General features: G+C 71.1%; 10 protein-coding genes. All 10 read right to left on the bottom strand.

Going from position 1 to position 14,557, the window contains the following annotated elements; genetic code table 11:
• Positions 1-30 precede the first annotated feature (30 nt).
• Positions 31-603 (bottom strand): GNAT family N-acetyltransferase, encoded by a 573-nt coding sequence (locus tag OHA73_RS29550; protein WP_266714379.1) that lies wholly within the window; start codon positions 601-603, stop codon positions 31-33.
• Positions 581-2,839: an MMPL family transporter gene (locus tag OHA73_RS29545; protein WP_327656549.1), complete on the bottom strand. Its 2,259-nt coding sequence runs from the start codon at positions 2,837-2,839 to the stop codon at positions 581-583. The genes OHA73_RS29550 and OHA73_RS29545 overlap by 23 nt, the downstream gene beginning before the upstream one ends.
• A 173-nt stretch (positions 2,840-3,012) precedes the next feature.
• Entirely contained in the window at positions 3,013-4,242 is a 1,230-nt protein-coding gene (locus OHA73_RS29540; protein WP_327656548.1) for an arsenic transporter, read from the bottom strand.
• A 111-nt stretch (positions 4,243-4,353) separates the two neighbouring features.
• A complete protein-coding gene (gene gatB / locus OHA73_RS29535) occupies positions 4,354-5,874 on the bottom strand; it encodes an Asp-tRNA(Asn)/Glu-tRNA(Gln) amidotransferase subunit GatB (protein ID WP_266714373.1) in 1,521 nt (506 codons plus the stop codon).
• A gap of 19 nt (positions 5,875-5,893) precedes the next feature.
• Positions 5,894-6,127, bottom strand: coding sequence for a hypothetical protein (locus tag OHA73_RS29530; protein ID WP_266718898.1), 234 nt, complete (start codon positions 6,125-6,127; stop codon positions 5,894-5,896).
• Positions 6,128-6,132: 5 nt separating this feature from the next.
• Positions 6,133-7,638, bottom strand: a complete 1,506-nt coding sequence (gene gatA / locus OHA73_RS29525; RefSeq protein ID WP_267069153.1) for an Asp-tRNA(Asn)/Glu-tRNA(Gln) amidotransferase subunit GatA — start codon at positions 7,636-7,638, stop codon at positions 6,133-6,135.
• A gap of 6 nt (positions 7,639-7,644) precedes the next feature.
• A complete protein-coding gene (gatC, locus tag OHA73_RS29520; RefSeq protein WP_016432511.1) occupies positions 7,645-7,941 on the bottom strand; it encodes an Asp-tRNA(Asn)/Glu-tRNA(Gln) amidotransferase subunit GatC in 297 nt (98 codons plus the stop codon).
• A gap of 389 nt (positions 7,942-8,330) precedes the next feature.
• On the bottom strand, positions 8,331-11,048 hold the full coding sequence (locus OHA73_RS29515) for a putative bifunctional diguanylate cyclase/phosphodiesterase (RefSeq protein WP_327656547.1): 2,718 nt from the start codon (positions 11,046-11,048) through the stop codon (positions 8,331-8,333).
• 228 nt (positions 11,049-11,276) lie between these two features.
• Entirely contained in the window at positions 11,277-13,478 is a 2,202-nt protein-coding gene (gene ligA, locus OHA73_RS29510; RefSeq protein ID WP_327658548.1) for an NAD-dependent DNA ligase LigA, read from the bottom strand.
• Between the two features lie 32 nt (positions 13,479-13,510).
• Positions 13,511-14,530: a methionine synthase gene (locus tag OHA73_RS29505; protein WP_327656546.1), complete on the bottom strand. Its 1,020-nt coding sequence runs from the start codon at positions 14,528-14,530 to the stop codon at positions 13,511-13,513.
• Positions 14,531-14,557 lie beyond the last annotated feature (27 nt).

The following is a 14,557-nucleotide window of genomic DNA, read 5'->3' as shown; positions in this document are numbered from 1 at the left end:
GCACCGTACGGACGGAGTCTGAGAAGTGTCTTAACGTTTCCTGTGCCCGCTCCGTGCGCTGCGCCACTCGGGCGCGAGCACGGACCAAACCTCCCTGTCATGGCGCTTTCCGCGCCAGGGAAAACTTTCCCGGAGCACTCCCTCTTTCGTGAACCCGAGGCGCCGGGCCACGTTCAGACTCGGGGTGTTCTCCGACGCGGCGACCCACTCCACCCGGTGGATTCCGCGTTCCTCGACGGCCCAGTCGATGAGGTGCCGCATCGCGCGCGTGATGAGACCGCGCCCGGCGGCGGACGGCTCCAGCCAGCAGCCGACCTCGCAGTTGCCGTTCTCCGCGTCGAAGTTCAGCGCCAGTACGCCGCCCACGAGCGTTCCGTCCAGCCAGATGCCGTGGTACGCGCGCGTGCCCGCGGCCGTCGCGTCGGCGTGCTTCTGGAGCAGGTCCCGCGTGGAGGCGAGATCCGTCGCCGTGGCGCCGAACGGAATGAACTGCCCGATGAACTCCCGGCCCCGGTCCATGTGGGCCAGGAACTCCTCGGCGTGCCAGGGCTCCAGGGGCCGCAGTTCGGCGGCGCCGTCCTCACCCAGCGGGATCGCGTACATCGGTCTCCTCCGTCACCAGCTCGTCCAGCGCGCCGTTCGTGGCCCTGCGCTGCACCGGGATCCTCGCACCCGCGGCGGCGCGGCACTCGGGCGGCTCGATGCTCAGGCGCGGCAGGCGCCGGTCGAGCCACGTGGGCAGCCACCAGTTGGCGCCGCCGAGCATGTGCATCAGGGCGGGGACGAGGAGCGTACGGAGGATGAACGCGTCGACGGCGACGGCCACGGCGAGCGCGATGCCGAACATGGCGATCACCCGGTCCCCGCTGAGCACGAACGCCAGGAACACCGAGATCATGATCACGGCGGCGGAGTTGATCACGCGGCTGGTCTCGGCGAGCCCGACCCGGACGGCCCGCCGGTTGTCTCCGGTCTCCAGCCACTCCTCGTACATCCGGCTCACGAGGAACACCTGGTAGTCCATGGAGAGCCCGAAGAGGACCGACACCATGATCACGGGGAGGAAGGGCTCGATGGGCCCGGAGCGCCCGAGCCCGAGGAGCTCGCTCCCCCAGCCCCACTGGAAGATCGCGACGACGACCCCGAAGGCCGCGGCCACGGCGGCGACGTTCATCGCGGCGGCCTTGAGCGGGATCCCGACGGACCGGAAGGCGAGCAGGAGCAGCGCGCACCCGAGGCCGACCACGACCCCGACGAACAGGGGCAGCTTGCCGACGATGACCTCCGCGAAGTCGTCGTAGCTCGCGGTGACGCCGCCGACCTGCACATCGAGGGTGCTGTCCGCTTCGGCGGCCGGCACGACGTCGGCGCGCAGCCGGTCGACGAGCTCGCTGGTCCGCTCGGACTGCGGCGAGGAGGTCGGCACGACGGTGACGTGGGCGGCGCTGTCGTCCGCGTTATACGTAACACGCGAGACGGAGGCGACCCCGTCGGTGGCCCGCAGCTCGCTCGTCAGCTTCGCGAGCGCGGCCTTGTCCTTGGCGCCGTCGACCTGGGTGACGAGCGTCAGCGGCCCGTTCACACCGGGCCCGAAACCGTCGGCAAGGAGGTCGTACGCCTGCCGGGTGGTGCTGCTCGCCGGACCGTTGCCCTGGTCGGACGTGCCCAGGTGGAGGAAGAAGGTGGGCAGCGAGAGCACCGCGATCACGGCGACGGCGAGCGCGCCGAGCAGCTTCGGCCGGCGCTCCACGAAAGCGGCCCAGCGGGCGGCGAGCCCGGTCGGCAGCTCGGGTTCGGGCCCGTGGTCGGCGAGCCGCCGCCGCTCGCGCCGCGACAGGGCCCGCATCCCGATGAACGAGAGCAGCCCCGGCAGCAGCGTCACGGACGCGGCGACGGTGAGCAGCACGGTCACGGAGGCGGCGATGGCGACGCCGTTGAGGAAGCTCAGGCCCAGCATCAGCATGCCGAGCAGCGCGATGCAGACGGTGGCCCCGGCGAACACCACGGCCCGCCCGGTGGTGGCGACGGCCCGCTCGGCGGCCTCGGCCACCGGAAGCCCCCGCTTCAACCCCTTCCGGTGCCGGGTCACGATGAACAGCGCGTAGTCGATGCCGACGCCGAGCCCGACGAGCATGCCGAGCATCGGCGCGAAGTCCGCCACCGTCATGGCGTGCCCGAGCAGCACGATCCCCGCGTACGCGGTGCCGACGCTCACCAGCGCGGTGGCGATGGGCAGCGCGGCCGCGGCGAGCGAGCCGAAGGCGAGGAAGAGCACGACGGCCGCGACGACGACGCCGATGATCTCGGACGTATGGGCCGAGGTCGACTCGGTGAGCGCGACGGCGCTGCCGCCGAGCTCCACCTCCAGCCCGTCGGGCCCGTCGTCCTCGGCGGCCCGCGCGGTGTCGACGACGGCCTGCGCCTGCCCCTTCGGGATGTCGTCGGCCTGCTTCTCGAAGGTGACCGTGGCGTACGCGGTGTGCCCGTCGGCGCTGATCCCGCCCGTGCCACCGGCCTTGTACGGCGATCCGACGGACGCGACGCCCGGGAGCCCGGCGAGCTCGTCAAGGGTGTTGCTCATCGTCTTCTCGACGTCGGCGGCGCGCACGGTGGAGCCCTCGACGTGCCAGACGACGGTGTCGCTGTCGCCGCCGAGCCCCGAGAAGTTCTCGTTCAGGAGCTGCGTGGCGCGTCCCGACTCCGTACCCGGCGCCTCGTAGTCGTTCGAGTACGCGGATCCCGCGACGGCCGCGGCGGCGCTCGTGCCCACAAGGGCGGTCAACCACAGAAGGACGACCACGAGCCGGTGACTGACACACCAGCGGGCAAGTGCGGCCACGGACGCGCTCCCTGAGTCATTCGTTGATCTTTGTCCGGGAACATCCGCTTGGTGCGTGTACCGACCGCAAAGAACACATGAGCAATGACGAGACACTCTTACAGCCGGAAGTGATCCTTTGTCTCTTTCGTGTCCTTACTCACAAGGGGGCGCAGTCGCAACAAAGCGCGCACTCACAGTGAGAGCACGGCCCACAGCGCCACCGTCGACGCCGCCAGCGTCGCGGGGACCGTGAGCAGGCCGAGGCGGGTGAATTCGCCCAGCTCGGGCTCCGTGCCGTGGTCGTGCACGATGCGCCGCCACAGGAGGGTCGCCAGGGAGCCGACGTACGTGAGGTTGGGGCCGAGGTTGACGCCGATCAGGGCGGCGAGCACCGGTCCCGGGCCCATCGGGGCGACGACCGGGAGCAGGGCGAGGATCGCCGGCAGGTTGTTGATGACGTTGGAGAGGAGTGCCGCGACCCCGGCGATCGCGAGCAGCGCGGGCAGGGACGAACCGTCCGGCAGAACGCGGGCGATCGCGTCCCCGAGCCCGTTGTCGACCACGGCCTTGACCACGACACCGAGCGCGAGAACGAAGAGGCAGAACGGCAGGTTGGCCGCCTTGAGCAGTTCCACCGGGGTGCTGTGGCGGCGGGCGAGGGCCCGGGCCCCGAGAACGGCGGCCCCCGCGAAAGCGGCCCACAGCGGCTCGATGCCCGCGAAGGACGTGACGACGAATCCGGCGAGCGTGAGCACGAGCACCGTGAGGGTGAACAGCGGGACGCCGGGCGGCTCTTCGGGGTCGGGGTCGTGCGCGGGCGCGGCCAGGTCGCGCGCGAAGTAGCGGCGGAACACCACGTACTCGATGCCGATCGCCACCAGCCACGGGAGCGCCATGAGCCCGGCGAAGTGCGTGAACGTGAGCCCGCTCGCCGCGAAGGCCAGCAGGTTCGTCAGGTTCGACACGGGCAGCAGCAGGGACGCCGAGTTGGCGAGGTGGGCGCTCGCGTAGACGTGCGGGCGCGGGCGTGCGCCGATCCGGGCCGCGGTCGCGAAGACGACCGGGGTGAGCAGGACGACGGTGGCGTCGAGGCTCAGTACGGCGGTGATCCCGGCGGCCACCGCGAAGACCCCGCCGAGCATGCGCTTCGGGCTGCCGTGACAGGCCCGGGCGACCAGGTCACCGGCCGCCCTGAACAGGCCTTCGTCGGCGCACAGTTGGGCCAGCAGCAGAATCCCGGCAAGAAACCCGACGACCGGAAGCAGCTCCTGGACCTCGGCCCAGGCGTGGGCGGGCGTCACTTCCCCCGCAACCACGGCCACCCCCGCCGCAGGCACAGCAACAACGGCCTCCGGCCACTTACGGGGACGCAGGACCGCGAAAACGAGCGTGACAGCGAGAAGGGCGAGGGAGACGAGCAATTTAAGCCCCTGCGGCGTTTGAGCAGCGGGGTCCGGGGCGGAGCCCCGCGACGTCGGACACGAAGAGGCGGCGGCCCACCGGCAACCCGATGCACCGCCGCCCAGGCGCTGTCAGCCCTCGCTGACGCCCAACTTCTCCAGGATCAGTTCCTTGACGCGGGCCGCGTCGGCCTGACCCCGGGTCGCCTTCATGACGGCGCCCACGAGCGCACCGACGGCCGCCACCTTGCCACCACGGATCTTGTCGGCGATCGCCGCGTTGCCCGCGATCGCCTCCTCCACGGCAGTGGTGAGCGCACCCTCGTCCGAGACGACCTTCAGGCCGCGCTTCTCGACGACCTCGTCCGGCGTGCCCTCGCCCTTGAGGACGCCGTCGATGACCTGGCGGGCCAGCTTGTCGTTGAGGTCACCCGCGGCGACCAGCTCGGACACGCGGGCCACCTGCTCCGGAGTGATCGGCAGCGCGCCCAGCTCGACGCCCTGGTCGTTCGCGGAACGGGCCAGCTCACCCATCCACCACTTGCGGGCGGACGCCGAGTCGGCACCGGCGTTGATCGTCGCGACGATCGGGCCGATGGCACCGGCGTTGCGGATCGACTGCATGTCGTGGGCGCTGACGGCCCACTCCTCGATCAGCCGGTTGCGCTGCGTGAGCGGCATCTCCGGGAGCTCGGCGCGCAGCGCCTCGACCCACTCGCGGGACGGGGCGACGGGCACCAGGTCGGGCTCCGGGAAGTACCGGTAGTCCTCGGCGTTGTCCTTGATGCGGCCCGACGTGGTGGAGCCGTCCTCCTCGTGGAAGTGACGGGTCTCCTGCACGATCGATCCGCCGGAGGACAGCACCGCGGCGTGCCGCATGATCTCGTACCGCGCGGCGCGCTCGACGGAACGCAGCGAGTTCACGTTCTTCGTCTCGGAGCGCGTGCCGAACTCCTCGCGGCCGTGCGGCCGCAGGGAGAGGTTCACGTCGCAGCGCATCTGGCCCTTGTCCATCCGGGCCTCGGACACGTCGAGCGCCTTGATGACCTCGCGCAGCTCGGCGACGTACGCCTTCGCGACCTCGGGGGCCCGCTCGCCCGCGCCCTCGATGGGCTTGGTGACGATCTCGATGAGCGGGATGCCCGCGCGGTTGTAGTCGAGCAGCGAGTGCGAGGCGCCCTGGATACGACCCGTGGCACCGCCGACGTGCGTCGACTTGCCGGTGTCCTCCTCCATGTGGGCGCGCTCGATCTCCACGCGGAAGACCTCGCCGTCCTCCAGCTGTACGTCGAGGTAACCGTCGAAGGCGATCGGCTCGTCGTACTGGGAGGTCTGGAAGTTCTTCGGCATGTCCGGATAGAAGTAGTTCTTCCGGGCGAAGCGGCACCACTCGGCGATCGAGCAGTTGAGCGCGAGGCCGATCTTGATGGCCGACTCGATGCCGATCTCGTTCACGACCGGCAGCGCGCCGGGCAGGCCGAGGCAGGTCGGGCAGGTCTGGCTGTTGGCGTCCTGCTTCAGCTCGGTGGAGCAGCCGCAGAACATCTTGGTCTTCGTGCCGAGCTCGACGTGGACCTCAAGGCCCATGACCGGGTCGTACGACGCGAGCGCGTCCTCGTACCCCATCAGCTCGGAAGTGGTCGTGGCAGTCACGATTTCTGAAACTTCCCTCTCAGCCCAGCAGGACGTCGTCGTCGCCCAGGCGCTTGAGCTCCCGGTAGAGGATTGCCATGCCGGTGACGATGGCGGCGGCGGACACGGCGGCGTCGACCAGCCGCAGGGTGTCGTTGTCGTTGCGGGCCATCTTCGCCTGCTTCGCGACGCTGAGCGCCCCGAAGGCAGTGCTGGCCAGCGAGACATAGACGCCGGTCTTGGACTTCTTGAAGTTCTTGGCCTTCTTTGCCATGGCACTCACAGCGACGGAGCCTCCTCAAGCAGCGGGTGTCCCCACTTTTCCACGAAAGCGGCCTCTACGGCGGATCCCACCTTGTACAGGCGGTCGTCCTTCATCGCGGGGGCGATGATCTGCAGGCCGACCGGCAGCCCGTCCTCGGGGGCCAGGCCGCAGGGCAGCGACATCGCCGAGTTCCCCGCCAGGTTGGTCGGAATCGTGCACAGGTCCGCGAGATACATCGCCATCGGGTCGTCGGCGCGCTCGCCGATCGGGAAGGCGGTGGTCGGCGTCGTCGGGGAGACGATGACGTCCACGCTCTCGAACGCGGCCTCGAACTCCTGGGTGATGAGCGTGCGCACCTTCTGGGCGCTGCCGTAGTACGCGTCGTAATAGCCGGAGCTCAGCGCGTACGTGCCCAGGATGATGCGGCGCTTGACCTCGTCGCCGAAGCCGGCCTCGCGGGTGAGCGCGGTGACCTCCTCGGCGGAGTGCGAACCGTCGTCGCCGACGCGCAGGCCGTAGCGCATGGCGTCGAACCGGGCGAGGTTCGAGGAGCACTCGGACGGCGCGATCAGGTAGTACGCCGACAGGGCCAGGTCGAACGACGGGCAGTCCAGCTCGACGATCTCGGCGCCCAGCGACTTCAGCAGCTCGACGGACTCGTCGAAGCGCTGCACGACACCGGCCTGGTAACCCTCGCCGCGGAACTGCTTGACGACGCCCACGCGCATGCCCTGGACGCTGCCGTTCTTCGCGGCCTCGACGACCGCCGGGACCGGGGCGTCGATGGACGTGGAGTCGAGCGGGTCGTGGCCGGCGATGGCCTCGTGCAGGAGCGCGGCGTCGAGGACGGTGCGGGCGCAGGGCCCACCCTGGTCGAGGCTGGAGCTGAACGCGACCATGCCGAAGCGGGAGACGCCGCCGTAGGTCGGCTTGACGCCGACGGTGCCGGTGACGGCCGCGGGCTGGCGGATCGAGCCGCCGGTGTCCGTGCCGATGGCGAGTGGGGCCTCGTACGCGGCGAGGGAGGCGGAGGAACCGCCGCCGGAGCCGCCCGGGATCCGGGTGAGGTCCCACGGGTTGCCGGTGGGCCCGTACGCGCTGTTCTCGGTGCTGGACCCCATGGCGAACTCGTCCATGTTGGTCTTGCCGAGGATGACGACGTCGGCGGCCTTCAGGTTCTTGACCAGCGTCGCGTCGTACGGCGGGATCCACCCTTCGAGGATCTTCGAACCGACCGTGGTCGGGATCCCCTCCGTGGTGAAGATGTCCTTCAGCGCGAGCGGGACGCCGGCCAGCGGGCCGAGCTTCTCGCCCTTGGCCCGCTTCTCGTCGACGGCGGCGGCCTGCTTCAGGGCGCCGTCACGGTCGACGTGCAGGAAGGCGTTCACCTTCTCGTCGACGGCCTCGATCCGGGCCAGGTGGGCCTCGGTGACCTCGACGGCGGTGAGCTCGCCGGAAGCGATCTTCGCCGCGATCTCGGCGGCGGTCAGCTTGATGATGTTGACGTTGATGTCCGTCATGACTGTTTAGTCCTCCCCCAGGATCTGCGGCACCTTGAAACGCTGCTGCTCCTGGGCCGGGGCGCCGGAGAGCGCCTGCTCGGGGGTGAGCGACGGACGGACCTCGTCCTTGCGCATGACGTTCGTCAGCGGCAGCGGGTGCGAAGTCGGCGGTACGTCTTGGTCGGCGACTTCGCTGACGCGGGCGACCGCGCCGATGATGTCGTCGAGCTGGCCTGCGAAGTGGTCGAGCTCTTCGGGCTTCAGCTCCAGACGCGCCAGCCGGGCGAGGTGGGCGACCTCCTCGCGCGTGATGCCAGGCATGCGGATCCTCACGGGGTGCGTGTTCTCGGTTTGGCCCCAATCCTATGGGGCGCGGAGCCGTGCCGAGGAACGGGTTTGCGGGGGCGGGGTGGGGCGGCATGCCGGTGCGGGTCCTCGGGGCCGGTGACCGGCCTGCGGGGGGGGGGTGGGGCCGCGCCCCGGTGCGGGTCCTCCGGGCCGGTGACCGGCCTGCGGGGCCGGGGTGGGGCCGCACCCCGGTGCACGTATGACGTGGCTGGGCGCGCAGTTCCCCGCGCCCCTTACGGCATGCGGCTGCGCCGCTGCCTCCTACGGGTGGGCATCTTGGGGGCGCGGGGAACTGCGCAAACCCCAGCCACGGGTGGCCCGCACCGCCGGTGGCGTGGGCCACCCGTGACTGGGGCGCACCGTCAGGCGAGAGGCCCGCACTCGTCGCCGGGGGCCGCCGGGAGCGCCGCGGGCAACCGTTGCCAGCCCCGATCGCCCCGCGCGCGGAGCCACGCCGTCGTCTCGTCGGGCGGCATCGCGGCGGCGACCAGCCACCCCTGCACCGCATCGCAGCCCAGGTCCCGCAGCCGCTCCCACGTCTCGTCGTCCTCGACGCCCTCCGCCACGACCAGCAGGCCGAGCGAATGCGCCAGGTCGACGGTGCAGCGCACGATCTCCGCGTCCTCGTTGTCCACGGCGAGCCGGGCCACGAACGACCGGTCGATCTTCAACTCGCTCACCGGGAGCCGCCGCAGGTGGACCAGCGACGAGTAACCAGTGCCGAAGTCGTCGAGCGACATCTTCACGCCGTGCCCCGTAAGCCCCGCCAGGGTGTCCGCCGCCCGCTGCGGGTCCTCGAGCAGCACGTGCTCCGTTATCTCCAGCTGCAACGACCCGGCAGGGACCCCGTGCCGAGCGAGCCGCGCGGCGACCGCTCCCGCGAAGCCGGGCGTGTGCACATCACGCGGCGACACGTTGACCGCGACCGGCACGTGCAGCCCCTGCGCACGCCAGCGCGCGACCTGTCCGAGCGCCGTCTCCAGGACGTACTCGGTCAGATGCGGCATGAGCCCGGAGGACTCGGCGATGGCGATGAACTCGTCCGGCGGGACCTTTCCTCGCTCCGGGTGCACCCACCGTACGAGCGCCTCCAGGCCCGCCACGTGCCCGTCGAACCGGACCTTCGGCTGATAGTGCAGCTCTACGTCGCCCGCGTCGAGCGCGCGCCGCAGATCGCCCAACAGGCCGAGCCGGTCGGGCGTGTTGGAGTCCCGCTTCGACTCGTAGACCTCCACACCGGTGCGGTCCCGCTTGGCCTGGTACATCGCGACGTCGGCCCGGCGCAGCAGCCCCTCGGCGTCCAGCGCGTGGTCGGGGAAGACGGCGAGTCCCGCGCTCGCCTCCAGTACGAGGGTCAGACCGTCCAGGTCGAGAGGCGAACCGAGGGTCGCCACGAGGTTGCGGGCCACGCGCGTCGCGGACGTCGTGGAGTCGGCGACAGGCAGCAGCACGGCGAACTCGTCGCCGCCGAGGCGCGCGACCTCCGCACCGCGCGGCAGTGCCGCTCTCAGCCGATCCGCGATCTGCAGCAGGAGCCGGTCACCGGCGAGGTGGCCGAGCGTGTCGTTCACCGAACGGAACCGGTCGAGGTCGATCAGCATCAGCGCGCTGCGCACCCCGATCCGCTCGGCGTCGTCGAGCGCGCTCCAGGTCCGCTCCAGTAGCCACTGCCGGTTCGGCAGACCGGTGAGCGGGTCGCGCAGTTGCTCCTCGGCGCGGGCCCGCGCGATCCACAGCGTGGAGTCGAGCGCGATCAACGGGATCGCGAACAGCGGAAGCAGCACCGGCAGGGCGATCGCGACGACGCAGATCAGCGGCGCGATCCCGAGCAGCGCGACGGCGACAAGGGCCTGCCGCACGAGCGCTGTGCGGGCGACGGTCGGCAGCCCCGAATTCGGTGGTGCATGCACGTACCAGAGCAGAGTGCGGGTGATCAGCAGATACGCGAACGCCGCGAGGGCCACCTCGGGCACGGCCGAGATGCTCCAGCCCTCCGGCTTCCACGGCGCCTCGACGGACGGCACGCGGCCGAACGCGGCGAGGACGAGGGCGCCCGCTCCGATGCCGAGGATGTCGATCGCCCCGTGCAACAGGCCCTGGCGCCAGCGGTGCCTGCGGGCGATGCCGACGAGGACGACGACCGTGAGGCTGACCATGCCCGCGGGCACCCAGCCGTACAGGAGCAGCACGGCGAGGGTGAGGGCCGCGCCGGATCCGGTGCCGCCCCACCAGCGGTCGCGGCCGAGCGCGACGAGGTGGCCGACGATGATCCCGGTCAGGATCGCGAGGCACCAGCCGACCGTGCCGGACGGGAAGAGCGCGTGCCCCTGCCGGAGCGACCAGTAGAAACCGCCGCCGAGCACCACGGCGGCGAGCGCCACCACCACGCCGGGCAGCAGCGGCACGAGCGCGGCCCGCGATGTCTCCCCCTGCCCCGCGTACTGATTGCGCGCGGGTGTCGCCATTCCGACCCGGCCGCCCGCGGGGGCGGTCCCGGGGAGCGGGCCCTGGGCCCTGCCGGGAGCCACGGCGCGCCCGGACACGACTCCTCGGCCGTCACGCACGCGGTCGCCGGTCGGGGAGTTGGTGTCGCCCTGCGGACGCGCGCCGGTCCTGAAGCCGTTGGACTCCCCGCCGCCCGTCGCCCGGTCACCGGATATGCGCACGCCGGGTGCGCCTTCGGACCTCGGGGGGCGGGCCGGCAGGCTGCGCAGGGGCTCGTCCATGCCTCGGGGCCGGGCCGGGGCGGGCTGCTCCGGTCCTGCCGCGGTGTGGATGTCGATCGAACTGCCGCTGTCCGCAGGGCGATCCTTCGCTCCGCGCCTCAGCAGCCCTTCGTGGCCCGCCACTTCGGGACCGGACGCGCCGGGGACCGGGGTCCCGCCCGTCCGGTCGGCACCGAATCCGGCCGCACGCCACCATTTGCGCCAGTTCACCACACCACCGCGCTCGCTCTCCCCGTGACCGCTTTCGCTGCCGTCGACTCCGTCGCCGCAGTCGGGGCGCGGTGCCGTATCGCGCCGCGCGCGTCGACGCGGGCGCAGGCGTGAGTCCGGGGCGGCGCTCTCGGTCGGTTCCATTCCCGTCCCTCTCACTGCCGGCGGTGCCTGCGTCCGCTGCCCGCTCTCCTCGCTTCGAGTGAGCGAGGATTCGCCCCATCCGCAGCAGGACTCGGCAGCCGCACACCTCAACAGTAGGCCGCAGAAGGCTTCCACGGGCACCAGACGGACGCGCCCGGGCACGGTTGCCCGAATGACCCCGGCGTTCCGTCTGCGTCTGGTATGCGCCGATCGGGTGACTCCCGGCCGCTACTCGCCGGCCTCCTGCTCCGGGGGAAGCGCCACGTCAGCGGCGGCCTCGGGCCCCTGTTCCAGCAGCACGACGAACCCGTCCTCGTCCAGAACCGGAACCTTGACCTGCATGGCCTTGTCGTACTTGGAGCCGGGGTTGTCCCCCACGACCACGAAGGACGTCTTCTTGGAAACGGAACCCGTGACCTTGGCACCTCTGGTCTGCAGGGCCTCTTTTGCGCCATCCCGCGTGAAGTTCTGCAGCGTTCCGGTGACCACGACCGTGAGTCCTTCGAGGGGGCGCGGGCCTTCGTCCTCACCGGCCCCTTCCTCCTCCATCCTCACACCGGCCTCACGCCATTTCCGCAGAATCTCCCGATGCCAGTCCTCGGCGAACCACTGCTTCACGGAGGTGGCGATGATCCCGCCCACGCCGTCCGTCGCGGCGAGCTCCTCCTCGGTGGCCTGGTCGATGCGGTCGATGGAGCGGAACTCGCGCGCGAGCGCTTCGGCGGCGACCGGGCCGACATGACGGATCGAAAGGCCGTTGATGACCCGGGCCAGCGGGCGGCTCTTGGCCGCCTCGATGTGCTCCAGCATCGAGACGGCGTTCTTGCGCGGCTCTCCCGCCTTCGTGGCGAAGATGTCCGCGATCTTCTCCTCGCCCGTCTTCGGATCGCGCTTGGGCAGTCCACTGTCCTGGTCGAGGACGTACGCCTTGATGGGCAGGAGCTGGTCCATCGTGAGGCTGAACAGGTCGCCCTCGTCCGTGAGCGGCGGCTGCGCCGGCTCGAGCGGCCCGGTGAGCGCGGCCGCGGCGACGTACCCGAAGTTCTCGATGTCCAGGCTCTGGCGGCCGCCCAGGTAGAAGAGGCGCTCGCGCAACTGGGCCGGGCACGTGCGGGCGTTGGGGCACCGGAGGTCGATGTCGCCCTCCTTCATGGCCCGCAGCGGGGTGCCGCACTCGGGGCACTCGGCGGGCATCACGAACTCGTACTCGCTGCCGTCCCGGAGGTCGGCGACGGGGCCGAGGATCTCGGGGATGACGTCACCGGCCTTGCGGATGACGACCGTGTCCCCGATGAAGACGCCCTTCTTCTTGACGATCTCCTGGTTGTGCAGCGTCGCGAACTCGACCTCGGAGCCCGCCACGGTGACCGGCTCCACCTGCGCGTACGGCGTCACGCGGCCCGTGCGGCCCACGCCCACGCGGATGTTGATCAGCTTGGTGTTGACCTCTTCGGGCGGGAACTTCCAGGCGATCGCCCAGCGCGGGGCGCGCGCCGTGGAGCCGAGGCGGCCCTGCAGCCGGATCTCGTCGAGCTTGATGACCGCGCCGTCGATCTCGTGGTCCACGGAGTGGCGGTTCTCTCCGTAGTACGCGATGAACTTCCGTACGCCTTCGAGGTCTTCGACGACCTTGCTGTACTTGGTGGTCGGCAGGCCCCACTCGCGCAGCAGGTCGTAGGCCTCCGAGAGGCGGTCGATGTCGAAGCCCTCGCGGGCGCCGATGCCGTGCACGACCATGTGCAGCGGGCGCGTCGCGGTGACGCGCGGGTCCTTCTGGCGCAGCGAACCCGCCGCCGCGTTACGAGGGTTGGCGAAGGGCTTGTCGCCCGCCTCGACGAGCCGGGCGTTCAGCTCCTCGAACTTGTCCATGGGGAAGAAGACCTCGCCGCGGATCTCGACGAGCGGCGGGATGTTGTCGCCCTTCAGGCGGTTCGGGATGTCCGTGATCGTGCGGACGTTGGACGTGATGTCCTCGCCGACCCGGCCGTCGCCACGCGTGGCCGCGCGGGTCAGCCGCCCGTCCTCGTACGTCAGGTTCACCGCGAGGCCGTCGATCTTCAGCTCGCACAGGAAGTGGTAGCCGGGCGCGCCGACGTCCTTGGCGACGCGGTCGGCCCAGGCCGCCAACTCGGCGTCGTCAAAAGCGTTGTCGAGCGAGAGCATGCGCTCGCGGTGCTCGACGGACGTGAACTCCGTCTCGTACTGTCCCGCGACCTTCTGGGTCGGCGAGTCCGGCGTACGCAGCTCGGGGTACTTCTCCTCCAGCGCCTCCACGGAGCGCAGGAGCTTGTCGAACTCGGCGTCCGAGACGACCGGAGCGTCGTTCACGTAGTACCGGAAGCGGTGCTCCTCGATCTGCTCCGCCAGCTGGGCGTGCTCGTCCCGCACCTTGGCGGGCACCGTGCCCTCGCTCTGCAGTTCGTCAGCCACCGTCTCGTCCTCCCGTTCGCCTTCGTCCACGGTCACTCAGGGTTGTCCGCGAGTGATCTCGCCGCCCGGACGCAGTGGGCGAGTGCCGCGCGGGCGTACGCGGGCGAGGCACCCGCGAGTCCGCACGACGGCGTGAGCACCACCGAGTCCGCGAGAGAACCCGGATTCAGCCCCAGCCTGCGCCACAGCGTCCTGACACCCATGACGCTACCGGCAGGGTCTGACAATGGGCCGTCCACTCCCGGCACGACACCGGCGACGAGTCGCAGGCCGGCCTCGACGGACTCCCCGATCACCTCGTCGTCACGCTCGGTGAGCAGCGAGAAGTCGAAGGAGACCGCGTCCGCGCCGGCCCGGCGCAGGAGGGCGAACGGCACATCGGAGGCGCAGGAGTGGACGAGGCGCGGCCCGTCCTCGAGCACGGAGAAGACGTCCCGCAGCGCGCTCTCGACGTGCTGGCGGTCGACGGCGCGGTGCGTGCGGTATTCGCTGGCGGTCTTGATCTGCCCGCGCAGCACGGCGATGAGGGAGGGCTCGTCGAGCTGCAGCACCAACTGGGCGCCGGGCACCCGGCGGCGTACGTCGGCGAGGTGCTCGCGCAACCCCTCGGCCAGGGACGCGGCGAGGTCGCGGCACGCGCCGAGGTCGGAGAGGGCGGACTCGCCGTTCCGCAGCTCCAGTGCGGCGGCGAGCGTCCACGGCCCGACGGCCTGCACCTTGAGCGGGCCCTCGTACCCCTGCGTGAACTCCTCGAGCGCGTCGAGGTCCTCGCCGAGCCAGGACCTGGCGCGCTTGGTGTCCCGGCCGGGCCGGTCGCCGATCCGCCAGCCGCTGGGCTCCACGCGCGCGTACAGGTCGACGAGCATTCCGGCCGTACGGCCGATCATGTCGGCGCCGGGGCCGCGCGCGGGCAGCTCGGCGAGGAACGGCATCCCCTGCTCCGGGCCCTCGAAGCTGCCGGTCACGGTCCTGGCGGCCTCGCGGGCATCACCACCGGGCATCGAGCCGACGCCCGTGGCCGGCCCCCACCTGAAGTCGCTCTTGTCAGTCACCCAGGAAGGGTACGTAACGCCGGCCGC

This window comes from Streptomyces sp. NBC_00483 (assembly GCF_036013745.1).
Lineage (GTDB): Bacteria > Actinomycetota > Actinomycetes > Streptomycetales > Streptomycetaceae > Streptomyces.
Note: the sequence above shows the minus strand (reverse complement) of the source record. Positions and strands in the feature narration are given on the sequence as shown.

Coding starts and splice junctions, on each gene's coding strand:
- OHA73_RS29550 (WP_266714379.1), bottom strand. CDS start 603: ATGTACGCGATCCCGCTGGGTGAGGACGGCGCCGCCGAACTGCGGCCC.
- OHA73_RS29530 (WP_266718898.1), bottom strand. CDS start 6,127: ATGGCAAAGAAGGCCAAGAACTTCAAGAAGTCCAAGACCGGCGTCTAT.
- gatA (WP_267069153.1), bottom strand. CDS start 7,638: ATGACGGACATCAACGTCAACATCATCAAGCTGACCGCCGCCGAGATC.
- OHA73_RS29515 (WP_327656547.1), bottom strand. CDS start 11,048: ATGGAACCGACCGAGAGCGCCGCCCCGGACTCACGCCTGCGCCCGCGT.
- gatC (WP_016432511.1), bottom strand. CDS start 7,941: ATGCCTGGCATCACGCGCGAGGAGGTCGCCCACCTCGCCCGGCTGGCG.